Source organism: Cribrihabitans pelagius (genome assembly GCF_048820915.1).
Lineage (GTDB): Bacteria > Pseudomonadota > Alphaproteobacteria > Rhodobacterales > Rhodobacteraceae > Cribrihabitans_A > Cribrihabitans_A pelagius.
On the sequence record NZ_JBMERR010000029.1, the window covers coordinates 1 to 25,492 of the forward strand.

At 66.1% G+C, this 25,492-nt stretch carries 19 protein-coding genes; 15 read left to right on the top strand and 4 right to left on the bottom strand.

The genetic code is table 11. From position 1 onward, the window contains the following. Positions 1-130: 130 nt before the first annotated feature. Positions 131-1,192, bottom strand: coding sequence for an ABC transporter ATP-binding protein (locus ACOHX0_RS19805; protein ID WP_420678961.1), 1,062 nt, complete (start codon positions 1,190-1,192; stop codon positions 131-133). A gap of 28 nt (positions 1,193-1,220) precedes the next feature. Next, complete coding sequence (locus ACOHX0_RS19810) at positions 1,221-2,006, bottom strand: IclR family transcriptional regulator (RefSeq protein WP_420678962.1); 786 nt, start codon at positions 2,004-2,006, stop codon at positions 1,221-1,223. A gap of 147 nt (positions 2,007-2,153) precedes the next feature. Between ACOHX0_RS19810 and ACOHX0_RS19815 the strand changes: the two genes are divergently transcribed. From ACOHX0_RS19815 to ACOHX0_RS19870, 12 genes are all read left to right on the top strand, one after another. Then, complete coding sequence (locus ACOHX0_RS19815) at positions 2,154-3,392, top strand: ABC transporter substrate-binding protein (protein ID WP_420678963.1); 1,239 nt, start codon at positions 2,154-2,156, stop codon at positions 3,390-3,392. Positions 3,393-3,471: 79 nt separating this feature from the next. Then, the gene (locus ACOHX0_RS19820) at positions 3,472-4,401 is read left to right on the top strand and encodes a carbohydrate ABC transporter permease (RefSeq protein ID WP_420678964.1); all 930 of its coding nucleotides are present in this window, start codon (positions 3,472-3,474) and stop codon (positions 4,399-4,401) included. Between the two features lies 1 nt (position 4,402). After that, positions 4,403-5,251 carry a carbohydrate ABC transporter permease gene (locus ACOHX0_RS19825; RefSeq protein WP_420678965.1) on the top strand — a complete coding sequence of 283 codons (849 nt, stop codon included), beginning with the start codon at positions 4,403-4,405 and terminating at the stop codon, positions 5,249-5,251. Next, positions 5,248-7,332 carry an alpha-galactosidase gene (locus ACOHX0_RS19830; RefSeq protein WP_420678966.1) on the top strand — a complete coding sequence of 695 codons (2,085 nt, stop codon included), beginning with the start codon at positions 5,248-5,250 and terminating at the stop codon, positions 7,330-7,332. Before ACOHX0_RS19825 ends, ACOHX0_RS19830 begins: the two co-directional genes overlap by 4 nt. Further along, positions 7,329-9,038, top strand: coding sequence for an IlvD/Edd family dehydratase (locus tag ACOHX0_RS19835; protein ID WP_420678967.1), 1,710 nt, complete (start codon positions 7,329-7,331; stop codon positions 9,036-9,038). Before ACOHX0_RS19830 ends, ACOHX0_RS19835 begins: the two co-directional genes overlap by 4 nt. Further along, positions 9,038-9,808, top strand: coding sequence for an SDR family NAD(P)-dependent oxidoreductase (locus ACOHX0_RS19840; protein ID WP_420678968.1), 771 nt, complete (start codon positions 9,038-9,040; stop codon positions 9,806-9,808). The genes ACOHX0_RS19835 and ACOHX0_RS19840 overlap by 1 nt, the downstream gene beginning before the upstream one ends. Then, positions 9,805-10,710: a 2-dehydro-3-deoxygalactonokinase gene (locus ACOHX0_RS19845; protein WP_420678969.1), complete on the top strand. Its 906-nt coding sequence runs from the start codon at positions 9,805-9,807 to the stop codon at positions 10,708-10,710. Before ACOHX0_RS19840 ends, ACOHX0_RS19845 begins: the two co-directional genes overlap by 4 nt. Further along, positions 10,707-11,315 (top strand): 2-dehydro-3-deoxy-6-phosphogalactonate aldolase, encoded by a 609-nt coding sequence (locus ACOHX0_RS19850; RefSeq protein ID WP_420678970.1) that lies wholly within the window; start codon positions 10,707-10,709, stop codon positions 11,313-11,315. Before ACOHX0_RS19845 ends, ACOHX0_RS19850 begins: the two co-directional genes overlap by 4 nt. Then, a complete protein-coding gene (locus ACOHX0_RS19855; protein WP_420678971.1) occupies positions 11,312-12,163 on the top strand; it encodes an SMP-30/gluconolactonase/LRE family protein in 852 nt (283 codons plus the stop codon). The genes ACOHX0_RS19850 and ACOHX0_RS19855 overlap by 4 nt, the downstream gene beginning before the upstream one ends. A gap of 8 nt (positions 12,164-12,171) precedes the next feature. After that, positions 12,172-13,185: an aldose epimerase family protein gene (locus ACOHX0_RS19860; RefSeq protein ID WP_420678972.1), complete on the top strand. Its 1,014-nt coding sequence runs from the start codon at positions 12,172-12,174 to the stop codon at positions 13,183-13,185. 27 nt (positions 13,186-13,212) lie between these two features. Continuing rightward, positions 13,213-15,129, top strand: a complete 1,917-nt coding sequence (locus ACOHX0_RS19865; protein ID WP_420678973.1) for a beta-galactosidase — start codon at positions 13,213-13,215, stop codon at positions 15,127-15,129. A gap of 286 nt (positions 15,130-15,415) precedes the next feature. Beyond that, on the top strand, positions 15,416-17,308 hold the full coding sequence (locus ACOHX0_RS19870) for a methyl-accepting chemotaxis protein (RefSeq protein WP_420678974.1): 1,893 nt from the start codon (positions 15,416-15,418) through the stop codon (positions 17,306-17,308). 538 nt (positions 17,309-17,846) lie between these two features. On the opposite strand, the gene ACOHX0_RS19875 is transcribed toward ACOHX0_RS19870, so the two are convergent. Then, positions 17,847-20,060 (bottom strand): NADP-dependent isocitrate dehydrogenase, encoded by a 2,214-nt coding sequence (locus ACOHX0_RS19875; RefSeq protein ID WP_420678975.1) that lies wholly within the window; start codon positions 20,058-20,060, stop codon positions 17,847-17,849. Positions 20,061-20,382: 322 nt separating this feature from the next. After that, the gene (locus ACOHX0_RS19880) at positions 20,383-20,874 is read right to left on the bottom strand and encodes an SH3 domain-containing protein (RefSeq protein ID WP_420678997.1); all 492 of its coding nucleotides are present in this window, start codon (positions 20,872-20,874) and stop codon (positions 20,383-20,385) included. Between the two features lie 218 nt (positions 20,875-21,092). Here ACOHX0_RS19880 and ACOHX0_RS19885 point away from each other — a divergent pair, with 218 nt between their 5' ends. From ACOHX0_RS19885 to ACOHX0_RS19895, 3 genes are all read left to right on the top strand, one after another. Then, positions 21,093-22,079 (top strand): 2-hydroxyacid dehydrogenase, encoded by a 987-nt coding sequence (locus tag ACOHX0_RS19885; protein WP_420678976.1) that lies wholly within the window; start codon positions 21,093-21,095, stop codon positions 22,077-22,079. Positions 22,080-22,142: 63 nt separating this feature from the next. Continuing rightward, positions 22,143-23,942 (top strand): gamma-glutamyltransferase, encoded by a 1,800-nt coding sequence (gene ggt, locus ACOHX0_RS19890; RefSeq protein WP_420678977.1) that lies wholly within the window; start codon positions 22,143-22,145, stop codon positions 23,940-23,942. Between the two features lie 91 nt (positions 23,943-24,033). Then, positions 24,034-25,437 carry an FAD-binding oxidoreductase gene (locus ACOHX0_RS19895; RefSeq protein ID WP_420678978.1) on the top strand — a complete coding sequence of 468 codons (1,404 nt, stop codon included), beginning with the start codon at positions 24,034-24,036 and terminating at the stop codon, positions 25,435-25,437. The last annotated feature ends 55 nt before the right edge of the window (positions 25,438-25,492 follow it).

Consider the following 25,492-nt stretch of genomic DNA (forward strand, 5'->3'; position numbering starts at 1 on the left):
GCGCATCGTTGTAGCTGGACCAATTCGTCGTGCGGTAGCGGGCAGGTGCGGGCTTACTCATCGGCCCCGTCTAACCGCATGGATTCGTGATGTGAATCCTTAGCAGTAAGAGTTCTGCAACAACGCCCGTTCAGCGCAGGCGGAGTTCCGTCTTGGCGTCGAAGAACATCGCATTGGCCGGATCGAAATCCAGCATGACGCCGCTGCCTTCCGGGATCGCCTCGTCGCCCCTGGTCTCGACCACGATGCGCTCGCCCGTGGGTGTGTCGAGGTAGTCGTAGGCGACGCCGCCAAGGCTTTCGCGGATGTCGACGGTCACCGGCGAGGGACCTTCGCGGACCGCCAGGTGCTGGGGGCGCAAGCCGACAATCACCTCGCTGCCGTCGCGGGGCAGGGCGACGGGGGCCGGAATCGCGGTGTTGTCCAAGGCGGGAACCGTCACCTGACCGCCCGTCACCTTGCCCGCCATGAAGTTCATGGCAGGCGAGCCGATGAAGCCCGCGACGAACTTGTTGTCCGGGTCCTGGTAGAGATGCATCGGGGTGCCCACCTGCTCGATATGGCCCGCGCGCAGCACCACGATCTTGTCGGCCAGCGTCATCGCCTCGACCTGGTCGTGGGTGACGTAGATCATCGTCGCGCCGATTTCCTTGTGCAGCCGGGCGATCTCGACACGCATGTCGACGCGCAGTTCGGCGTCGAGGTTCGAGAGCGGCTCGTCGAAGAGGAACACTTCGGGGCCGCGGACGATGGCGCGGCCGATGGCGACGCGCTGGCGCTGGCCGCCGGAGAGCGCCTTGGGCTTGCGACTCAAGTAGTCGTCGAGCTTCAGGATGCGGCTGGCCTCGGACACTTTCGCCTTGATGGTGCCCCTGTCGACTCCGTTCATCTTGAGCCCGAAGCCCATGTTCTCCTCGACCGACATGTGCGGGTAGAGCGCGTAGGTCTGGAACACCATGGCGACGCCGCGTTCGGCCGGGTCGGCGCGGGTCACGTCGCGCCCGCCGATCATGATGGCGCCGTCCGAGGTTTCCTCCAGCCCGGCGATCATCCGCAGGAGCGTGGACTTGCCGCAGCCCGAGGGGCCGACGAAGACGCAGAACTCGCCGTCGGCGATCTGCAGGTCGACGCCGTGAATCACCTGGGCTTTGCCATAGCGCTTGACGGCCTGTTGAAGTGCAACACCTGACATGGTTTTCCTCCCAAGTTTTCCGATACGGCTATTGCGCCAGCGGATAGGGCCAGACCGCGGCTTCCGAGCCGATCTGTGCCGCGGTCCGCAACAGCGCGGGCCGGAATTTGTCTAGATCTTCCAATGGCATGCGGAACGTCGACGTGACCACTGAAATGGCCCCGATCACCCGGTTCGCGCCGCCAAGGAGTGGCGCGGCGATGCTGATGATACCCTGCTCGTGCTCTTCCCGGTCAAAGGCGACGCCCTCGGCGCGGATCTGCTCCAGTTCGGGGCAGAGGGTGTCGGGGCCGGCGTGGGTTGCAGGGGTGAAGCTTTCGTAGAGCTGCCGCTCCAGCGCGGCGTTCTGCCGGTCCGCGTCCATGAAGGCCAGCATCACCTTGCCGACGCCGGTGCAGTGGGCGGGGGAGCGGCGGCCGGGGCGGGCCATGGTCTGGAATCCCTGCGCGGGCGTCACTTTCTCGATGAATACCACGCGGCTGTTTTCCATCTGCGCCAGGTGCACGGTCTCGCCCACGTCATCGGCCAGCGTGCCGAGGAACGGCAGGGCCATCGGTGCGAGCGAGGACTGGTCCCAGGCATGGCGGGCGATCCGCACCAGCCGCATGCCGGGGACATAGACCTGCCGCTCCGCCTCATAGGCCAGCATGCCCTGGTTGGTGAGGGTCTGCAGCAGGCGGTGCAGGGTGGCCTTCGGGTAGGGGCTGGCCTCCAGAACCTCGGAAAACCGCACCGCGCGGCCAAAGGCCACTACGATATCGAGGAGATCCAGAGCCTTTCCGACCGTTCCGTCCGTTCCTGTCTGCTTGTTCATGCTGTCCGCTTGCTCAGATGTCCGGGGCTGCCAAAAGCAATTGTTGACTCAATAGCAAGTCGAAACTAGAGTGTCAATTGATAAAACGTTTGTTCCAATATGTGGAACTTACGGATTGAGAAATGTCTGGAGGAGAAAGGGAGAGACATGATCCGGAGAGCAAAGAAGCTGACGGCGGCATTGGCCGCGTCGACCCTCATCGCATCGGCGGCCTTTGGGGGCGAGCTGGTGATCAACACCGATACCTCCGACCCCGCGCCCAAGGCGGCTTTTGAAGCGCTGATCGCCGGGTTCGAGGCCGAGCATCCCGATGTCAAGGTGACCTGGAACCTGTTCGACCACGAGGGCTACAAGACCTCGATCCGCAACTTCCTGACCGCCGATGCGCCGGATCTTGCCAGCTGGTATGCCGGCAACCGGATGCTGCCTTACGTGAACGCGGGCCTGTTCGAGCCGGTGAATGACGTCTGGGAGGACAACGGCCTGGAGGAGACCCTTGGCTCGGCGCTTGGTTCCATGACCATCGACGGCAAGATCTGGGGCGTGCCCTATACCTACTACCAATGGGGGGTCTACTACCGCAAAGACCTGTTCGAGGAGCATGGCATCGAGGTGCCTGCGGACTGGGAGGCGTTCAAGGCGGCCGGGGCAAAGCTGAAGGAGGCGGGCATCACCCCGGTCACCATCGGCACCAAATACCTGTGGACCGCGGGCGGCGTCTTTGACTACCTGAACCTGCGCACCAACGGCTATGATTTCCACATGGCGCTGACCAAGGGCGAAGTGCCCTGGACCGACGACCGCGTGAAGGCGACCTTCAACAACTGGAAGGAACTGATCGACGCGGGCTTCTTCCTCGAAAACCACGCCGCCTATTCCTGGCAGGAGGCGCTGGCGCCGATGGTGCAGGGCGATGCAGCGATGTATGTGATGGGCAACTTCGCGGTCGCGCCGCTGCGCGAGGCGGGGCTGAGCGACGATCAGCTGGGCTTCTTCCAGTTCCCGCAGATCAACCCGGACGTGCCGATGGCCGAAGACGCGCCGACCGACACGATGCACATCCCGGCCAACGCCAAGAACAAGGCGGACGCCAAGAAGTTCCTGGCGTATCTGGCCCGCGCCGAGGTGCAGACCGAGATCAACAAGACACTCGGCCAGCTGCCGATCAACAAGAACTCCGAAGTGGGCGACGACAAGTTCCTGCAAGCCGGCTACGAGATGCTGTCCTCGACCGAAGGCGGCATTGCCCAGTTCTTTGACCGCGACGCCCCCGCCGAAATGGCCAAGGCGGGCATGGAGGGCTTCCAGGAATTCATGGTCAAGCCCGAGCGCATGGACAAGATTCTGGAGCGGCTCGAGAAGACCCGCCAGCGCGTCTACAACTGACATCCCTTGAACATGGCCCTGTCCGGCAGCGCCGGGCGGGGCAGGGCGCCAGCCTGCGCGCCCCAGTGGAGGAGAAGCCATGACCGCCCCCGTTGTCCCCGACACCCATCCGCCGCTGCGCAAGAAAAGCTGGTGGAAGCAGAACCAGCAGCGGCTTGCGCCCTGGCTGTTCCTGGCGCCGGGTATCTTCATGTTCCTGATCTACGTGATCATCCCGATCTTCCAGTCCGTGAATATCTCCTTTTACGACTGGGATGGCCTGGGCGCGAAAACCTGGGTCGGGGGTGCCAATTACGCCGAGCTGATGGATGACGAGGCGTTCTACACCTCGCTCAAGAACAACGTGATCTGGCTTGTCCTCTACATGCTGGCGATCCCGATGGGGTTGTTCGTGGCGCTGTTTTTGAACCAGACGGTGCGCGGCATCCGCATCTACAAGTCGCTGTTCTTCTTTCCCTTCGTGATCTCGCAGGTGGTCGTAGGGCTGGTCTTTGCCTGGTTCTACGATCCCAGCTACGGGCTGATGAATATCGCGCTGGGCTGGTTTGGGATCGAGCCGGTCGCGGTGCTGGCCAATGAGGACTACGTGACCTACGGGATCATCGCCGCCGGGCTCTGGCCGCAGACCGCCTATTGCATGATCCTCTATCTCACCGGTCTGAACGCCGTCGATCCCGAGCAGATCGAGGCGGCGCGGCTCGACAATGCCAAGGGCGCCAGGATGCTCTGGTACGTGATCCTGCCGCAGCTGAGGCCCGCGACCTTCATTGCCGTGGTGGTGACGGTGATCGGTGCGCTGCGCAGTTTTGATCTGGTCTCGATCATGACCGACGGCGGGCCCTGGGGGTCTTCGCGGGTGCTGGCCTTCTACATGTATGAACAGGCGTTTTCCGAATACGGCTTCCGCATGGGCTATGGCGCGGCCATCGCCGTCGTGCTGTTCCTCATCATGATGATCTACATCGTGGGCTTCCTGTGGAAGATGTACCGCGACGAGAAAGGCCACTGAGATGTTCCCCAGACCCATCGAGAAAACCTCTCCCGCCACCCAGCTTGCCTACAAGATCGCCCTGCCGGTTGCGCTGATCCTCTGGCTGCTGCCGCTCATTGCCGTGGCGCTCACCTCGGTGCGCTCGGCCGGTGACATCACTGCGGGCAACTATTGGGGCTGGCCGACCAGCTTCAACCTGTTGGAGAACTACACTGCGATCTTCAAGCAAACCCCGATCGGCCAGTACATCCTCAATTCCTTCAAGGTGACGATCCCGACGGTGATTGGGGCTGTGGCGCTCAGCTGCATGACGGGCTTTGCGCTGGCGGTCTACCGGTTCAAGGGCAACCTTCTAATCTTCTTCATGTTCATCGCGGGCAACTTCGTGCCCTTCCAGATTCTGATGGTGCCGGTGCGCGACCTGACGCTGGATCTGGGCATGTACAACACCTGGTACGGGCTGGCGCTGTTCCATATCGCCTTTCAGGCCGGGTTCTGCACGCTGTTCATGCGCAACTTCATCCGCGCACTGCCATACGAGCTGATCGAGGCGGCACGGGTCGAGGGGATTTCCGAGATCCGCATCTTCTGGTTCGTGGTGATGCCCTTGATGAAGCCCGCGCTTGCGGCGCTGTCGGTGCTGATTTTCACTTTCATCTGGAACGATTACTTCTGGGCCACCGTGCTGACCCAGGGCGCCGACAACCAGCCGATCACCGCCGGGCTTTATTCGCTGAACGGCCAGTGGGTGGCGGCCTGGCACCTGGTCTCGGCCGGGTCCATCGTGGCGGCGCTGCCGCCGGTGCTGATGTTCTTTCTGATGCAGCGCCACTTCATCGCCGGTCTGACCTTGGGAGCCGTGAAATGATCCGAAGCTGGCGGCTGGATGACAATAAGCAGACCCTGGTCCTCGCCTCGCAGAACGGCCGCCTGGCCGGGGTGGTCTATTGGGGCCCGCGCCTGCCGGAGGATGAGAACCTCGACACGCTGGCCCGGGCGCAGGCCATTGACGTGACCGGCGGTATGCTGGACGAAAACCCCGAACTGTCGCTCTGCCCCGAGGCGTCGCGCAGTTTCCCCGGCCAGCCGGGGCTGGTGATCGCGGATGCGGCAGGGCGGCCGGTTCTGCCGCGGTTCCGGTTCGACGCGGCGGAGGCGGACGGCCAGCGCCTGACGCTCACGTTCCGCGATCAGGCCGCGGGGCTGGCCTACCGGGCGCTCTTTGCCCTGGATGCCCAGACCCACGTGCTTGAGGTCCGGGCCGAGATCGACTGCACCCAGCCAATGCGCCTGCACTGGCTCGCTGCCCCGGTGGTCCCCGCGCCGCAACTCAGCGACGGGATGATAGACTTTGCCGGACGCTGGTGCGGCGAGTTTCAGATGGTGCGCACGCCTTGGACTGCTGGCATCCGCTGCCGCGAGAACCGCACCGGCCGCTCCGGGCACGAGCACTTTCCCGGACTTATCGTTCCCTGCCGCGGCGCCACCAATACCGCGGGGGAGGCCTATGGGTTCCACTACGGCTGGTCCGGCGGGCACCGCATGGTGGCCGAGGAGCTTCCCGACGGGCGCCGCCAGGTGCAGTTCGGGCATGCCACCGGGATCGAGGCGGAACCGGCCACCCGCTTTGCCACCGCGCCGCTCTACGCGGTCTATTCCGGCGAGGGGCTGAACGGCTGCGGTGTCGCCTTCCAGCGCCACCTGCGCGACCGGATCGTGCAGTTCCCCGATCCCTCCCGCCCGCGTCCGGTGCATTACAATTGCTGGGAGGCGGTCTATTTCGATCACAAGCTGCCCGAGCTGAAAGAGATCGCCAGCCGCGCGGCGGAGCTTGGCGCGGAGCGCTTCGTGCTGGATGACGGCTGGTTCGGCACCCGCGACGATGACACAAGGGCGCTTGGCGATTGGCAGGTCGATGCGCGCAAGTACCCCGATGGGCTCAAGCCGCTGATCGACCATGTGCAAGGGCTGGGCATATCCTTCGGCCTCTGGTTCGAGCCGGAGATGATCAACGCCGACTCCGACACCTTCCGCGCCCATCCCGATTGGGTGCTGGGGGATGAGGACCAGATCCCCGGCCGCCAGCAGTTCGCGCTGAACATGGCCCTGCCGGAGGTCCGGGACTACCTGTTCGGGCGGATCGGCAAGGTGCTGTCGGATCACGAGATCGACTACGTGAAGTGGGACCACAACCGCGTGTTGCCCGCGCCCGATGCCGCCCAGACCCGCGGCACCTATGCGCTGCTCGACCGGCTGCGGGAGGCCTTCCCGCGGGTCGAGATCGAAAGCTGCGCCAGCGGCGGCGGGCGGATCGATTTTGGCATTCTGCAGCGAACGCAGCGGGTGTGGCTGTCGGACAGCAACGACGCGGTGGAACGCCTCAGGATACAGCACAACGCGGCGCTGTTCCTGCCGCTGGCGGTGACCGGCAGCCATGTCGGCCCGCGCCGCTGCCACACCTCGGGCCGCAGCCTCGATATCCGTTTCCGCGCCTGGGCCGCGGCTCAGCGCCACATGGGTTTCGAGATGGACCCGCGGGAGCTGACGGATGAGGAGGCGCAGGTGCTGCGCGAGGTCACCGGCTGGTGGAAGGCCAACCGCGGCTGGATGGCATCGGCGGATATCCTGCGCCTTGACAGCGCCGATGCCGCGGTGATTGCCGAACAGCAGCTGGCCCAGGACGGCAGCCAGTTCGTGGTCTTTGCGGGCAAGGCCGAAACCTCGCCCCAGATCGCGCCTCGCCCGCTGCGGCTGACCCGGCTGCAACCGGAGTGCTACTACCGCATCGAGCTGGTGAACCGGGGTGATGCCCCGGCGCTGTCGCGCGGTGCCCAGGCGATCAAATCGGAACCCCTCGTCCTCAGCGGGACCAGCCTGATGACCCAGGGCCTGACGCTTCCGTGGACGTTCCCGGAAACGATGTGGGTCATCAAAGGAGAGCAGGTATGAGCAAGGAGCGACGCAACCGCGCCTGGTATGGCAAGCTGGACAAGGATGGCTTTATTCACCGCAGCTGGATGAAGAACCAGGGCTTTCCGGATCATGTCTTTGACGGCCGCCCGGTCATCGGCATCTGCAACACCTGGTCCGAGCTCACGCCCTGCAACAGCGGCCTGCGCGAGCTGGCCGAGGGAGTGAAGCGCGGCGTCTGGGAGGCGGGCGGCTTCCCGGTGGAATTCCCGGTGATGAGCCTCGGGGAGACCCAGATGAAACCCACCGCGATGCTGTTCCGCAACCTGCTGGCGATGGATGTGGAGGAATCGATCCGCGCTTATGGCATCGACGGCGTGGTGCTGCTTGGCGGCTGCGACAAGACCACGCCCGGGCAGCTGATGGGCGCGGCCTCGGTCGACCTGCCCGCGATCGTGGTGAGCTCGGGTCCGATGCTGAACGGCAAGTGGCAGGGCCAGGACATCGGCTCGGGCACGGATGTGTGGAAGTTCTCCGAAGCGGTGCGCGCGGGCGAGATGACACTGGCCGATTTCATGGCCGCGGAATCGGGCATGAGCCGCTCCAAGGGTGTCTGTATGACCATGGGCACCGCCAGTACCATGGCCAGCCTGGTCGAGGCGATGGGCATGAGCCTGCCCACCAACGCCGCGCTCCCGGCAGTGGACGCCCGCCGCATGGCGCTGGCGCATCTGACCGGCAAGCGCATCGTGGGCATGGTCGAAGAGGGGATGTGCATGTCCTCCATCCTGACCCGCGAAGCCTTCGAAAACGCGATCCTCGCCAATGCCGCCGTTGGCGGGTCGACCAACGCGGTGGTGCATCTCCTGGCCATCGCGGGCCGTGTCGGCATCGACCTGACACTGGATGATTTCGAGATCGGCTCGGAAATACCCTTGCTGGTCAACTGCATGCCCTCGGGAAAATACCTGATGGAAGATTTCTGCTATGCGGGCGGAATGCCGGTGATTCTGAAGGAGCTGTCGCACCTGCTGCGCCCGGCGCGCACCGTGATGGATACCGATATCCAGGCTTACGGCGAAGGCGCGGAGTGCTGGAACCGCGACGTGATCCATGCCTTCGACGCGCCCCTGAAACCAGCCGCGGGCCTGCGTGTGCTGCGCGGCAACCTGGCCGAGCGCGGCGCCATCGTGAAGCCCTCGGCCGCCACCGACGCGCTCCTGGAACACGAGGGGCCGGCGCATGTGTTCGAGAATATCGAGGAATTGAAGGCCACCATCAACGACCCGGACCTGCCGGTGAACAAGGACACCATTCTTGTGCTGAAGGGCTGCGGCCCCAAGGGCTATCCTGGCATGGCCGAGGTCGGCAACATGCCGATCCCGCTGAAGCTGGTGCAGGAGGGCGTGCGCGACATGGTGCGGATCTCTGACGCCCGGATGTCCGGCACGGCCTATGGCACGGTGATCCTGCATGTCTCGCCCGAGGCAAACGAGGGCGGCACGCTGGCGCTGGTGCGCACCGGCGACCGCATCCGGGTCTCGGCCAAGGCGGGCGTGCTGGAGCTGCTGGTGCCGGAGGAAGAACTCGTCGCCCGCCGCGCGGACTGGCAACCGCCCGAGCCGCATTATACCCGCGGTTATGCGAAGATGTACGTTGACCACGTGATGCAGGCTGACCAGGGCGCGGACCTCGACTTCCTCGTCGGCAAGGACACCCGCCCGGTAACAAGAGAGAGCCACTGATGACCAAGACCGCCACATTCCACGACCTCGCGGGCAAGAGCGTCTTCATCACCGGCGGCGGCGCGGGTATTGGCGCTGCGCTGACCGATGGCTTCATGGCGCAGGGCGCGCGGGTCGCCTTCGTGCAGCGCTCCGATGCCACCGCTTTCTGTGATGCGATGGAAGAAAAGCACGGCACGAGGCCGCTGTTCCTGCCCTGCGACATCACCGATATCGCTGCGCTGAAGGACTGCATCGCGCGGGCCGCAAAGGCGCATGGCCCCGTCACCGCGCTGGTCAACAACGCCGCCAACGACCAGCGGCACGGCGCGCTGGAGGTGGACGAGGACTTCTGGGACTGGAGCCAGGCGATCAACCTCAAGGCCTATTTCTTTGCCTGCCAGGCGGTGATCCCCGGCATGCGCGATGCCGGCGGCGGCGCGATCGTCAACTTCTCCTCGATCAGCTACATGATGGGCAATACCGGCTACGTCAGCTACACCACCGCCAACTCCGGCATCAACGGCATGACCCGCTCGCTCGCGCGGGAGTTCGGGCCGGACCGCATCCGCGTCAACGCTTTGGCACCGGGCTGGGTGTTGACCGAAAAGCAGCTGGACCAATGGGCCACGCCCGAAGCGCTGGCGGCGCATATGGAGCGGCAATGCCTGAAGGATCACCTGAAGCCGCAGGATATTGTCGATGCTGTGCTGTTCCTCGCCTCCGATACCAGCCGGATGATGACCGGGCAGGCCATGGTTGTCGACGGCGGCGTGGTGGTGACGGGATGAGCACGGCGGAGGCAGCCTGGGTTGCGGCGGACTGGGGCACGTCGAACCTGCGGGCCTGGGTGATGGATGGTTCGGGCGGCGTGATCGCGGCGCTGTCGTCGGACCGGGGCATGGGCAGCCTGAAGCCCGCGGAGTTCGAACCAGTGCTGCTGGACCTGCTCGCGCCGCATCTTACGGACCGGCCCATGCCGGTGATCGTCTGCGGCATGGCAGGCGCCCGGCAGGGCTGGGTCGAGGCACCTTATGCCGCGGCCCCCTGTCCGCCGCCGGGCGCGGGCGCGGCAGCGCGGCCGGTGGTCTTGGACCCACGGCTGGACGTCCGTATCTTGCCGGGGGTCCAGCAAGACAGCCCGCCGGACGTGATGCGCGGCGAGGAAACCCAGATCGCGGGCTTCCTGCGCGAAGATCCTGCTTTCGAAGGTGTGCTCTGCCTGCCGGGAACCCACAGCAAATGGGTCCGCATCAAGGGCGGGCAGATCACGGGGTTCACCACTTTCATGACCGGAGAGCTGTTTGCGCTGCTGTCCGGCCACTCGGTCCTGCGCCATTCACTGGCGGGAGAGGGCTGGGAGGACGCGGCTTTCCATGGCGCTGCCGGGGAGGTCCTAGCCGCGCCTGAGCAGCTGGCGGCGCTGCTGTTTCCCTTGCGGGCGGCGTCTCTTTTGCAGGGCGCCAGTGCCGCCACCAGCCGCGCGCGCCTCTCGGGGCTGCTGATGGGAGCGGAGCTCGCCGCCGCACGGGAGCATTGGCAGGGACAGGCCATCGTGCTGATCGGCGCGCCAATGCTGACCGCGCTCTACCGCGCGGCGCTGGAGGCCCAGGGCGCCGCTGTGCGTGAAACGGATGGTGCCGGGCTGGCATTGGCGGGGCTGACGGCCGCTTACGAGGAGATGACGACATGAGCCGCGAAATCATTGCAATTCTGCGCGGGGTGACACCCGAGGACGTTCTGGAGATCGGGCAGGCCCTGGCCACGGCCGGCATTGACCGCATCGAGGTGCCGCTCAACTCGCCCGACCCGTTCCGCTCCATTGAAGCGCTTGCTTCCGCGCTGTCCGGGACGGCGCAGATCGGCGCGGGCACCGTGCTGCGCGCCGAAGAGGTGGACGCTGTGCACGCCGCGGGCGGCAGGCTCATCGTCTCGCCCGACTGCAACCCGGAGGTGATCACCCGCACCAAGGCGCTGGGCATGGCCTCCTATCCCGGCGTGATGACCCCGACCGAGTGCTTCACCGCCCTGCGCCACGGCGCCGACGGGCTGAAGCTGTTTCCCGGCACGCTCATCGGCATCGGCGGTTTGAATGCCATCCGCGCCGTTCTGCCGTCTGACGCGCGCACCTATGCCGTCGGTGGCGTGGAGCCTGCGAATTTCGCCGAATGGCTCGCTGCCGGCGCCACCGGATTCGGCATTGGAACCGCGCTCTACAAGCCCGGCTTCACGGCCAAGGAGGTTGCCGCCCGCGCCGCCGACATCGTTTCTGCCTACGACGCGGCGGTCGCGTCATGAGCCCCGAGGTGTTCGACAGCCGCGCTTGCACGCTGGGCGAAGGCCCGCTCTGGCACCCGGAGCGCGAACAGCTGTTCTGGTTCGATATTTTGGGCAAGCGGCTCATGAGCCGGGACGCAAGCGGCGCGCTGGAGTGGCAATTCGGCGAGCATGTCTCGGCCGCGGGCTGGATCGGCCCCGGCATCTTGCTGATCGCGTCTGAGACTGCGCTGTTCCGGTTCAGCCTTGCGGACGGCTCACGGGAGGATGTGGTTGCGCTGGAGGCGGACAACCCGGTGACCCGCTCCAATGACGGCCGCGCCGACCCCTTCGGCGGCTTCTGGATCGGCACCATGGGCAAACAGGCCGAGCCGGGGGCGGGCGCGATCTACCGCTTCTACAAGGGAGAGCTGGTGCCGCTGGTGCCGGATATCACTATCTCCAACGCGATCTGCTTCAGCCCGGACGGGCGCCACGCTTATTACACCGACACGCCCGCCCGCCGCATCCTGCGCCAGCCGCTGGATGCCGAAGGCTGGCCCGAGGGCGCGGCGGAACTGTTCCTTGATCTCTCAAAAGAAGGTCTGAACCCGGATGGCGCGGTCGTGGACGCCGAGGGCTGCCTGTGGTGTGCCCAGTGGGGCGCCTCGCGTGTGGCACGTTACGGGCCGGACGGGGCGTTCCTCTCTGCCATCGAATTTCCGGCCAGCCAGATGTCCTGCCCGGCCTTCGGCGGCCCCGGCTTGCAGACACTGTTCGCCACCTCCGCCGCGCAGGGGCTCGATCCTGCGGGAGACCATGACGGGCGGACCTTCGCGGTGAAAACCGGCTTCACCGGGCAGGCCGAACACCGCGTTTTGCTTGGGTGAGGCAAGGGATGGAAGGCGCCGGGGACTTTGGCAGGCTGCCCTCGGGAGATGCGGTGCGCCGTTTCACCATCGAAGGAGGCGGGCTCACGGCCAGCATCCTGAGCTACGGTGCAACCGTGCAGGACCTGCGGCTGGAGGGTTTTACGCACCCGCTGGTCCTCGGCGCGGATCACCTGGCGCCCTACCTCGGGCCGATGGCCTATTTTGGCGGTCTGGTGGGGCGGTTCTCCAACCGCATTGCGGGCGGGCGCTTCGAGACGGACGGGCAGGCGTTCCAGGCGGACCGCAACGAGAACGGCAAGCACTGCCTGCATGGCGGACGCGCGGGGGCCAGTTTCCGGCTGTGGTCGCTTGCGGAGCTGCGCGGGGACCAGGTGGTTCTGTCCTTGCAAATGGCGGATGGCGAGATGGGCTTTCCGGGAAACCTGGACGTCCGGGCGGCTTTCACGCTCACCGCCTCAAGGGCGCTGGAGATAGACTTATCCGCCACAACCGACGCGCCCACCCCGGTGTCCTTCGCGCATCACGGTTATTTCACCCTCGACGGCAGCCCGTCGATTGGCGGGCACATGCTGCAGATTGAGGCGCCGGAGTACCTGCCCGTGGACGAAGACAGCATCCCAACCGGGGACATCCGCAGCGTCGCCGGCACAGAGTTCGACTTCCGCAGCCCCCGCAATATCGGCACCCAGCCGCTGGACCACAACTTCTGCCTCTGCTCGCAGCCTGGAACGCTGCGTGAGGCCGCGGTCCTTTACGCTCCGCAGAGCGGGCTTGCGATGGTGGTGGAGACCGCCGCGCCCGGGGTGCAGGCCTATACCTGCGATCACCTCCCGCCCGCTGGCGTGCCGGGGCTGGAGGGCCGCCGCTACGGGCCGCGCGCCGGGCTCGCGCTGGAAACCCAGGCCTGGCCGGACGCTCCGAACCGACGCAATTTCCCAGCTGCGATCCTGTGTCCGGGAGAGACCTATAGACACCAGGTCAGATACCGGTTCATCACCCCGAGCCACCCAGACCGCTGACCGGCCATCCAACCATATGAGGGCACCATGAAACGCACCCTTGGCACCTGCTATTACCCCGAGCACTGGCCGCGGCACATCTGGGAGGAGGACGCCCGCCGCATGGCAGAAGCCGGGCTCACCTGGGTCCGCATCGGCGAGTTTGCCTGGTCCCGGCTGGAGCCGCAGCCACGCGCCTATGACTTTGCCTGGCTGGACGAGGCCATCGGGATCCTCGGGCAGGCGGGGCTCAAGGTGGTGCTGGGCACGCCCACCGCGACACCGCCGCGCTGGATGCTTGACCGTCACCCGGACATGCTGGCGCGCGATGCCGAGGGCCGCCCGCGCCATTTCGGCTCGCGCCGCCACTATTGCTTCAGCCACGAGGGCTACAAGGCTGAATGCGCGCGGATCGTCACGCTCCTCGCCGAGCGCTACGGCACCAACCCCCATGTCGCCGCCTGGCAGACCGACAACGAATACGGCTGCCACGACACCGTGCTCTCCTACAGCAACTGCGCGCTGCAGGCGTTCCGCAAATGGCTTGAGGCCCGCTATCCGGCGCAAGGCAACCAAAGCGGGATCGAGGCGCTGAACGAGGCTTGGGGCAACGTGTTCTGGTCGATGGACTATGGCGACTTCGAGCAGATCGGCCTGCCCAACCTCACCGTGACCGAACCGAACCCCTCCCACGTGCTCGACTTCCACCGCTTCAGCTCCGATCAGGTGGTGGCTTTCAACCGGCTCCAGACCGAGATCATCCGCGCCCATTCCAAGGCGCCGATTGCCCATAACTACATGGGCCGGATCACCGGTTTCGACCACTACAAGGTGGGCGGCGACCTGGATATCGCCAGCTGGGACAGCTACCCGCTCGGTTTCCTCGAAGACCGGGTCAAGACGGACGCCGCCCATCAGCGCGCCTATGCGCGCCAGGGTGATCCGGACTTCCAGGCCTTCCACCACGACCTCTACCGCACGGTCGGGCGCGGCCGCTGGTGGGTAATGGAGCAGCAGCCCGGGCCGGTGAACTGGGCGCCGCACAATCCGGCGCCGCTGCCGGGCATGGTGCGGCTCTGGAGCTGGGAGGCCTTTGCCCATGGTGCCGAGGCGGTCTGCTATTTCCGCTGGCGGCAGGCGCCGATGGCGCAGGAGCAGATGCATGCCGGGCTCCTGCGGCCCGACAGCCTGCCCGCGCCCGGGCTGGGTGAGGCCGCGGAGGTCGCGCGCGAGCTTGCGGAGGCGCCGGAGGTCGCGCCCCGGAAGGCCGAGGTGGCGCTGATTTTCGACTACGAGGCCGACTGGGCCTGGTCGATCCAGCCGCATGGCGCGGGGCTCAGCTATTTCGACCTGGCGTTTGAGACGTACCGCGCGATGCGCCAGCTTGGCTGGTCGATCGACGTCCTGCGCCCTGATGCGGATCTGAGCGGCTACCGCCTGATCGCTGCACCTGGGCTGATGCATATGACGGATACCTTGAAGCAGAGGCTGAGGGAAAGCGATGCCATCTGCATCCTGGGCCCGCGCAGCGGTGCCCGGGACGCCACCATGCGCACGCCGGTGCCGCTGCCGCCGGCTCTGCCGGGCTGGAACCTGACTGTCACCCATGTCGAAAGCCTGCGGCCGGACATGCCCATTCCCTTGCAGGGCGGCGGCGCGGTCACTGGCTACCGCGAGGCGGTGGAGGGCGACTTCGAGGCCGTGGTGCAGCTGGACGACGGCAGCCCCGCCGCCGCCGCGGATGGCCGCATGATCTACCTCTGCGGCTGGATGGACCCCAGCGCTCTGGCCCGCGTGCTGCGCCATGCGGCAGGCGAAGCCGGGCTGGATTGCCTGGACCTGCCGGAAGGCGTGCGGGTGCGGCAGACCGGCAAGGAATGCTTCTGGTTCAACTACTCGGCAGAGGCGCGCAAGGTTTCGGGCCGGACCCTGCCGCCGGTGTCCGTACTGCGGACGGTGATCTGAGACGGGCGGGCGGGGCTTTTGCCGCCCGGAATTTTACGCGCTGAAGAAGAAGCCCGCCTGACGCGGGTCTTTTGCGGTGGCCGCGGCCGGGCGGGTCCGCTGCCGGGCGCCTGGGGCAGGGCCGGGGCCACGGAATGGCCTTGGTCCTGCCGTTTTGGCGCGGCGGTCCGCGTTGCGCGGGCGCAAATAATAGGCCGGAATTTATGCGAACCTCAGTGGCTAGGGAATTCTTAGGATTCCCTGCCTAACCGTATGTGGAACTGCCCTCAGAAAGGACCTGTTCCCGATGCCTGCACTTCTCTACCGTCTTCCTGTGCGAATTTACGCCTTGGCGGCGCTTGCGCTCGGCTTGGCGGCCGCGCTGACGGCGGTGCTGCTGTCGCAGTCCGTCAAAAACGCCTACGACATGCGCTACAAGGAGCTCCACCATGTGACGGACGCGGCGGTGAGCTTGTTGCAGGATCTGGAGGCGGGTATCCATGACGGCCGGTTCACACCGGAACAGGCCCGCGACATCGGCCGCGAGCGCCTGACTGCCCTGCGTTTCGGAGAGGCGGGCTATGTTTTTGTCTTCGATCATGACCTGGTCGTTCAGGCGCATCCGACCGTGCCGGACTGGAATGGCACCAACCAGGGCGACTTTGAGGATGTGACCGGAATCAAGGTATTCCGCGAACTGGAGAAGATCGCCGCCGCCGATGGCGCCGGGCCGCTGACCTACTACTTCAAGAAGCCGAATTCCGAAACCATCGAAGCCAAGATCGGCTACGTGCAGGCCTTCCAACCCTGGGGCTGGATCGTGGGAACCGGGGCCTATGTCTCTGATATCGATGCCGATGTGGGGGTGATGCGCACCAAGGCGATGGTGATGTTCGCGATCAGCCTTGTGGTTCTGACGCTGGCGGCCTTCTTCATTACCCGCGGCGTCACCGGCCCGCTCGGCGCGCTGCGCGACCGGATGCTGACGCTGGCCGATGGCGATACGGAGAGCGAAATTCCAGCCACCCGGTCCCGCAGCGAGCTGGGCGAGATGGCGCGCACCCTGGACGTGTTCCGCCAAGCCCAGATCCGGCAGCGCGACTTGGAGGAAGCCAAACAGGAGCAGGACGAGCGGCAGAGCGAGGTCGTGAGGGTGCTCAGCGGCAAGCTGTCGGCGCTGTCGCATGGCGACCTGACCGCGCAGATCACCGAAAGCTTCCCGGAGGAGTACGAGCAGCTGCGCGCCGATTTCAATTCCACCTCCAGCCGTCTCAGTGATACGGTCGCGCAGGTGATCGACGCAGCCAGCAGCATCCGCAATGGCGCCGCCGAGATCAGCCAGGCCTCCGACGACCTGTCGCAGCGCACCGAAAGCCAGGCCGCCACGCTGGAGGAAACCGCGGCTGCACTGGACCAGCTGACCGCCAGCGTCAAGTCCGCGGCGGACGGCGCCCGCGGTGTCGAGGCCACGATGGGCGAGGCCCGCGCCGAGGCCGAGGAAAGCGGCAAAGTGGTGCAGAACGCTGTGCAGGCAATGACCGGGATAGAGCAATCTTCCACGCATATCTCGCAGATCATCAGCGTGATCGACGACATCGCCTTCCAGACCAACCTGCTGGCGCTGAACGCAGGTGTGGAAGCGGCCCGCGCAGGCGAGGCTGGCAAGGGCTTTGCGGTTGTTGCAAGCGAAGTCCGCGCCCTGGCGCAGCGCTCGTCGGATGCGGCAATGGAGATCAAGACCCTTATCGGCGACAGCTCGAAACAGGTGGAGCGCGGCGTCGATCTTGTCGGCAAGACCGGCGAGGCTCTGCAAAGCATCGTGGCGCGGGTCGGCCACATCTCGCAGCTGGTCTCGGGCATCGCCGAAAGCGCGGCCGAGCAGTCCACTGGTTTGGGGGAAATCAACACCGGTGTGACCCAGCTGGACCAGGTGACCCAGCAGAACGCCGCCATGGTGGAAGAGGCCAATGCCGCGGGCCACATGCTGAAATCGGACGCGGCCAAGCTGGCCGGGCTGGTGGAGCATTTCAAGATCAGCGGCATGGCCGCAGCACCAGCGCGGGCGGAACCGGCGGCTGCGCCTGCGGTGCCGACGGCCCATGGCGACGATGGCTGGGACAACAGCGCCGCGGTTCAGCCGGTCAAGGCAGTGCCAGCCAGCGAAGGCAACACCGCCAGGGCACTGTGGGAAGATTTCTGACCTGCCAGCGGCCTGGCAAAAAATCAGGACGCCCGGGTTCGGCCCGGGCGATTTCTGTTTGCGCAGTTTGCGCCGGGGCAGAAACTGCTTTCACCCGTGCGCCCGGCAGGGCTTGCTCCGCTTCCGGCCTCACATTCGCGTGTTTGCGGCTCGGGCCTCTGCTGGCGGTGACGGCGACAGGTCTTTGATGCGGCGGGCGGGCGCTGTCCCGGTCCGAAGAAATTTCGGGCAGCGTGTGCAGCCGGCCTTTCGCGGCCGCAGTGGGATAAGCGCAGGATCGCGTTATTTTTGGGTGCCTTGCAGGAAATTGCTGCGGGCAAGCCGTTTTGGAGACAGTTGGGCGAAGCGTTCGCGGCCGGCATCCCCATGCCCTGCTTGAAAAAGGGGAACAGGGAGAAGCGTATTTTCCGAGGCACCTGTATGTCACCGGCGCCGCATTCTGGCGGGCAGCTCTGGCGGCGCCCGCCGGGTCAAGCCGGAATGAAAATGCCCGGCGCGAGGGCCGGGCATTTCGGAGTTTTTGTTCAAGCGCAGGCGCTTAGCCGATGATGGCGTTCAGCGTTGCCGAGGGACGCATCACCTTGGCCTTCAGCTCGGTGCTGGGGTGGTAATAGCCGCCGATATCGGCCGCATCGCCCTGCACCGCTGCGAGTTCGCTCAGGATCTCTTCTTCCTTTGCCCCCAGCGCTTCGGCGATCGGCGCGAAATGCGCGGCCAGCTCGGCGTCTTCGGTCTGCGCCGCCAGCGCCTCGGCCCAGTAGCGGGCAAACCAGTAGTGGCTGTCGCGGTTGTCCGGTTCACCCACTTTGCGCGAGGGCGAGCGGTTATTGTCGAGGATGCCTTGAGTCGCGTCCTCCGCCGCCTTGCCCAGCACGTCGGCCTTGGCATTGCCCTTGACGTCGGCCAGGAACTTGAGGCTTTCCCCCAGCGCGCAGAACTCACCCATCGAATCCCAGCGCAGGTGGTTCTCCTGCACCAGCTGCTGCACGTGTTTCGGGGCCGAGCCGCCGGCGCCGGTCTCGAACAACCCGCCGCCGTTCATCAGCTTCACGATCGACAGCATCTTGGCCGAGGTGCCCAGCTCCAGGATCGGGAACAGGTCGGTCAGGTAGTCGCGCAGCACGTTGCCGGTGATGGCGATGGAATCCTTGCCTGCGGTGATCGTCTCCAGCGACTGGCGGGTGGCTTCGCGCGGGGCGAGGATCTGGAATTTGTCCGCGACACCGGCCGCGTCCAGCGCGGGCTTCACGTATTTGATCAGCTCGGCGTCATGCGCGCGGTTTGCATCCAGCCAGAATATCGCCTCGGAGCCGGTGAGGCGCTGACGGTCCATTGCCAGCTCGATCCAGTTCTCGATCGGGGCTTTCTTCACGGTGCAGGCGCGCCAAATGTCGCCCTGTTCCACTTCATGGGAATGCAGCGTGTCGGCGTTGGACAGCACAATGCGGATGGTGCCGTCGGCGGGGGCTTCGAAGGTGGTCGGGTGGGAGCCGTATTCCTCTGCCTTCTGCGCCATCAGGCCGACGTTGGCGACCGAGCCCGCCTTGGTCACGTCCAGCGCGCCGTTTTCCTTGAAGAAATTGATGGTCTCGTCATAGACCGGCGCATAGCAGTTGTCCGGAATGACGCAGTTCACGTCGCCCTTGTCGCCCTTGGAATCCCAGCCCTTGCCGCCGGCGCGGATCACCGCGGGCATCGAGGCGTCGATGATCACGTCGGAGGGCACGTGCAGGTTGGTGATGCCCTTGTCGCTGTCGACCATGTACATTTCGGGGCGCTCGGCGCGGATGTTTTCGATCGCGGCGACGATGTCGGGGTTGTTCTTCACCCGCTCCAGGAGGTCGCCCATGCCGGAGTTGGGGTTCACGCCCAGCTCGCGCAGCTCGGTGCCGTATTTGTCGAACACAGGCGCCAGCCAGGCTTTCACGGCATAGCCGAAGATGATCGGGTCGGAGACCTTCATCATCGTCGCCTTCATGTGCAGCGAGAACATGGTGCCGTCGGATTTTGTGTCCTCGATCGCGTGGCCCAGGAAGTCCGACAGCGCCTTGACCGACATGAAGGTTGCATCGGCGACGGTGCCCTCGTCCAGCGGCCAGCCGTCCTTCAGCACGGTGACGGAGCCGTCCTTGGCAACAAACTCGATCCGCGCGGCACCGGCCTGGGCGGCGGTGATGGTGGCGGATTTCTCGTTTGCGTAGAAATCATTCCCCGGCATCGAGGAGACCTTGGTCTTGCTGTCTGCGGACCACTCGCCCATCGAGTGCGGGTTCTTCTGGGCGAAGTTCTTCACCGCCTTCGCGGCGCGGCGGTCGGAGTTGCCTTCGCGCAGGACCGGGTTCACCGCCGAGCCCTTGATCGCATCGTAGCGCGCACGGATCGACTCGGCTTCCTTGCCCTCGGGCTTTTCCGGGTAGTCGGGGATGTCGTAGCTCTGCGCCTGCAGCTCGGCGATGGCGGCGGTCAGCTGCGGCACCGAGGCCGAGATGTTGGGCAGCTTGATGACATTGGCCTCGGGCGTCTTCACCAACTCGCCCAGGGCGGCGAGGTCATCGGACTGGCGCTGGTCTTCGGTCAGCTTCTCCGGGAAGGCTGCGATGATGCGGCCCGCAAGCGAAATGTCCTTGGTGCCCACGGTGACGCCTGCGGCGGCGGCAAACTTGCGGATCACCGGCAGGAAGGAGGCCGAGGCCAGCTCGGGCGCTTCGTCTACGATGGTATACAGAATGTCGGGGTTTGAGTTTTCTGCCATGTTTCACAACCTTTCAGAGAGTTCGGAAGCTTTGATACTTTTAGCGTAGCGGCGCTGCGCCCCTGGGATAAGCCCGTGGCGGGGCCGGTGCCGGCACCGGCCGGCCATGCGGGGCGGCCATCGGGTATGGCCCTCATGTAAAACACGATTGCCGCGGGTGCAATTGCCGCATGTATCTTTCCCGCTGCGCGGATTGCCGCGTTTGCGGGTGCGGGGTGCGACCGGAGGAAGGGGAGGGGCGCTGCCCCTCTTGGCCTGACGGCCAATTCACCCTGGGGTATTTGCGGTCAGAAAGTGGCTGCGGGACGTTTTAGCGCGGCGGTTACTCGCGGATTTCGCCGGGTGCCACGCCCCAGAGCTTTGTCTTGGGCGCCCAGCCGCGGTAGCCGCCGGCCGAGATATGGCACCAGTCCGGGGTGCAGCTGCCGAGCCGCGCCACCACGCCCAGCTCGAAGGCGGCAGTGACCGGGGCGCGGTCGTCAGGTTTGGCGTGCACGGTCAGCATGTCTTCCTCCACCAGCACGGTGCGCACCCCCGAGAGCAGCGCGTAATGCACCCAGCCGCCGGCGCCGTCGCGGTCGCGCACCCGGCGCCAATGGCCGTATTCGGCGGTGATTTCCAGCGGCATGCTGCGGCGTTTGAACACCCAGTCGATCTTGTGGGTGAGGGAGGGGCCGCGGCGAACGTTGCCCTCGGCGGCCTTCATCGAGACGAAACGGGGCAGCGGCAGGTTGGTGACCGGGCCGCGGTTTTCCGCCAGCGCCGCGCTGCACGCGCCAGCCGCCAGCACAAGCGCGGCTGCCGCCGCTGCCAGATGGCGCCATGCCGATGCCGCTGTCTTCACTGCCTGTCCGCCTCTCTGCCTAGCCGCCCGGGGTTGCCCGGTTCGCCGCCCGCCTCTGTTTCCCCGATGTGGCGCCGCGGCACAAGGCGGCGGGTCGGGGGAATGCGCATGGGTTCTTGTGCCCGTCTGCGTCCTGCGCCACGATGCCATGCAAGCGCAACAATTGAAAAGACCAGGGGAGAGCGCAAGTGCCAAGAGAACGTCTGAGTGTTGTCGTGACGCGACGGTTGCCGGAACCGGTGGAGACGCGGCTGAGCGAGCTGTTTGATGTGCGCCTGCGCGAGGATGACGCGCCGATGAGCAAGGCTGAGCTGGCGGTGGCGATGAAGGAGGCCGATGTGCTGGTGCCCACGGTCACCGATACGATCGACGCAGGTCTTCTGGGGCAGGCGGGCGAGCGGCTGAAACTGATCGCCAACTACGGCGCCGGGGTCGACCATATCGATGTCGCGACGGCCCGGCAGCGCGGCATTCTGGTCTCCAACACGCCGGGGGTGCTGACCGATGACACCGCGGACATGACGATGGCGCTGATCATGGCGGTGGTGCGCCGCATTCCCGAGGGACTTGCAGTGATGCAGAGCGGCGACTGGAAGGGCTGGGCGCCGACCGCGCTTCTGGGCGGGCGCATCGCCGGGCGGCGGCTGGGTATCCTTGGCATGGGGCGGATCGGCCAGGCGGTGGCCCGCCGCGCCTCTGCTTTCGGCATGCAGGTGCATTACCACAACCGCCGCCGCCTCCGCCCCGAGGTCGAGGAGGCGCTGGAGGCAACCTATTGGGAGAGCCTTGATCAGATGGTGGCGCGGACGGACGTGCTGTCGATCAACTGCCCCTCGACGCCCTCGACCTTCCACTTGATGAATGCGCGGCGGCTGAAGCTGATGAAGCCCTCGGCGGTGATCGTGAACACCTCGCGCGGGGAGGTGATCGACGAGCATGCGCTGACGCGGATGCTGCGCGCGGGCGAGATCGCGGGCGCCGGGCTCGACGTCTATGAGCACGGCACTGACATCAACCCGCGCCTGCGCGAGCTGCCGAATGTGGTGCTGTTGCCCCATATGGGCTCGGCCACGCTCGAGGGGCGGATCGAGATGGGCGAGAAGGTGCTGTTGAACATCAAGACCTTCGAGGACGGCCACCGGCCGCCGGATCAGGTGGTGCCGTCGATGCTGTAGGCTGGCGCCCTCGCCGGGGCCGGAATTGAAGCGGAGCATTTGCAAGAATAGGGAGAGATTTCCATGAGGCATTCGAATCTGGCTCTGGCACTGGCGGCGGCTCTGGCCGCTCCGGCCGCGGCGCAGGAGGCCGCGGATGCGGTGGCGCCGGAAGGCGCGGCGGCGGGCAGTGCCGCGGCGATCTCGCAAGAAGTCGCGGCGGCGCAGGAGGCTAAGGCAGCGGGCCGCGTAGTGGAGGCGGAAAACTGGATGGTTGCGGCCGCCAATCCGCACGCGGTGGCGGCAGGCGCCGAGGTGCTGCGCCGGGGCGGCACGGCGGCGGATGCGATGGTGGCGGTCCAGGCGGTGCTGGGGCTGGTGGAGCCGCAATCCTCAGGCCTCGGGGGCGGCGCCTTTCTGGTCTGGTATGATGCTGAAACCGGCGAGCTGACTACGCTCGACGGGCGCGAGACCGCGCCGATGGCGGCAACGCCGGTGCTGTTTCAGGATGAAAACGGTGAGCCGCTGAAATTCTATGACGCGGTGGTGGGCGGCCGCTCGGTCGGCACGCCTGGGACGCCCGCACTGATGGAAGCCGCACACCGGCGCTGGGGGCGGGCCAATTGGGCGGGTCTGTTCGAACCTGCGGTGCGGCTCGCCGAGGAGGGCTTTGCCGTCTCGCCGCGCCTGGCCGCGCTGGTGGAGGGGGATGCCGATCGGCTGGGACGCTTCCCGGCCACCGCCGCCTATTTCCTGCCGGACGGCGCGCCGCTGGCCGAAGGTGCCACGCTGAAGAATCCGGATTATGCCGCCACCCTGCGGTCCTTGGCCGATCAAGGCGCCAAGGCCTTCTACACCGGCCCGCTGGCGGCCAAAATCGTCGAGGCTGTGACCGGCGCGGAAGGCAACCCGGGCGTGCTCTCGGCCACGGATCTTGCGCTTTATCACGTGAAGGAGCGTCCGGCGGTCTGCGTCACCTACCGCGCGTTCGAGGCGTGCGGCATGGGGCCGCCGTCTTCTGGCGCACTGACGGTGGCGCAGATACTCGGCATGCTGGAACAGTATGATCTGGCTGAACTGGGCGCGGAGAGCGCCGAGGCCTGGCGGCTGATCGGCGACGCCTCGCGTCTGGCCTTTGCCGACCGCGGCCGCTTCATCGCCGACAGCGACTATGTGCCGGTGCCTGCGCAGGGGCTGGTGGCGGCGGATTACCTCGCCGCGCGGGCTGAGCTTTTGGCCGGTGACGACGCGCTGCCCGAGGTGGCGCCCGGCGCGCCGGAGTTCGACCATGCGGGGCTGATGCCCCGGCTTGCGGATGACCAGTCGATCGAGCTGCCCTCGACCTCTCATATTTCGATCGTGGATCAATATGGCAACGTGCTGTCGATGACGACGACGATCGAGAACGGCTTTGGCTCGCGGCTGATGGCGGGTGGCTTCCTGCTCAACAACGAGCTCACGGATTTCTCCTTCCGCACCCATGTCGACGGTGCGCCGATTGCCAACCGGGTGGAGCCGGGCAAGCGGCCGCGCTCCTCGATGGCGCCGACGATACTGCTGAAGGAGGGCGAGCCGGTGCTGGCGATTGGCTCTCCGGGCGGCAGCCGGATCATCGGCTATGTGGCGAAATCCATCGTCGCCTGGGCCGACTGGGGGCTGAACCTGCAGGAGGCGCTGGCGCTGCCGCATGCGGTGAACCGCTTTGGCACCTACGATCTGGAGGCGGGCACAAGCGCCGAAGGGCTGGAAGGGCCGCTGACCGAGATGGGGTATGAGGTGAACATCCGCGATCTGAATTCGGGCCTGCACGCCATCGGGATCGGGGAGGACGGGCTGAAGGGCGCGGCCGATCCCCGCAGGGAAGGCATCGCGCTGGGCGGGTGAGGCCCGCCGCCCTTGTTCCCCGGCACTGCCCGCCTATAGTGCCGGGAAAAGAAATGGTGTGTCCGCATACCAGTCACAGGGAGACCCGCACATGGTGCAAGCCACATCGCTGCCGCGCAACGAGGCCGGCATCAAAGCCGCCGTAGATATCCTGAAACAGCAATTCGGCGAGCGGTTGCAGACCGGCCAGGCGATCCGCGAGCAGCACGGTCATACCACCACCTGGATCGTCACCCAGGCGCCCGACGCGGTGGTGTTCCCCAGCTCCACCGAAGAGGTCTCGGCCATCGTGAAGGTCTGCGCCGAGCATGGCGTGCCGGTGATCCCCTTCGGCACCGGCACTTCGCTGGAGGGGCATGTGAACGCGCCGGCGGGCGGCATCTGCATCGACCTGATGCGGATGGACAAGATCATCGCCGTTCACCCGGAGGACCTCGACGTGGTGGTGCAGCCCGGCGTCACGCGCGAGCAGCTCAACACCCATCTGCGCGATCAGGGGCTGTTTTTCCCGATCGACCCCGGCGCCAATGCCTCGCTTGGCGGTATGGCGGCGACGCGCGCCTCGGGCACCAATGCGGTGCGCTATGGCACTATGAAGGACAATGTTCTGGGGCTGGAGGCAGTGATGGCCGATGGCGGCGTGATCCGCACCGCCCAGCGGGCGCGCAAATCCGCGGCCGGGTATGATTTTACCCGGCTGCTGGTCGGCTCCGAGGGCACACTGGGGCTGATCACCGAGCTGACACTGAAGCTGCAGGGCATTCCAGAGGCGATCCGCTCTGCACGCTGCTCCTTCCGCTCGGTCGACGACGCCTGCCGGGCGGTGATGATGACCATCCAATACGGTATCCCGGTCGCGCGGATCGAACTCCTGGACGCGCTGAGTGTGCGCGCCGCCAATGCCTATTCCAAGCTGGAATTGCCGGAAACGCCGCTGCTGCTGCTAGAATTCCACGGCTCTGATGCGGGGGTTGTGGAGCAAGCGGAGACCTTCGGCGGCATTGCGGAGGAATTCGGCGGCTTCGACTTCGCCGCCGCCTCCACCGCGGAGGAGCGCAACGCGCTGTGGCAGGCGCGCCATGACATGTACTGGGCCTGCCTGCAGCTGCGCCCCTCCGCCAAGGGCATCTCCACCGATGTCTGTGTGCCGGTGTCGCGGCTGGCGGAATGCGTGGGTGCTGCGCGCGCCAAGGCCGAGGAACTGGAACTGATGGCGCCGATGGTGGGCCATGTGGGCGACGGCAATTTCCACGCGCTGCTGCTGATCGACATGGAGAGCGCGGCGGAGCGGCAGAAGGCCGACGACTACATCGGCTGGCTCAACGATCTGGCGATCTCGATGGAGGGCACGTGTACTGGCGAGCACGGCATCGGCCAGGGCAAGCGGCCCTATCTGCAAAAGGAGCTTGGCGCGGCCACCCGCTACATGGCGGCGGTGAAGGCGGCGCTGGACCCGGAAAACATCCTCAATCCAGGCAAGATTCTGGAGATCTGAACCGCGCTCGGAACCAGCCGCCCGGAACAAGCCGAAGGCGCCGGGCGAGCGCCTG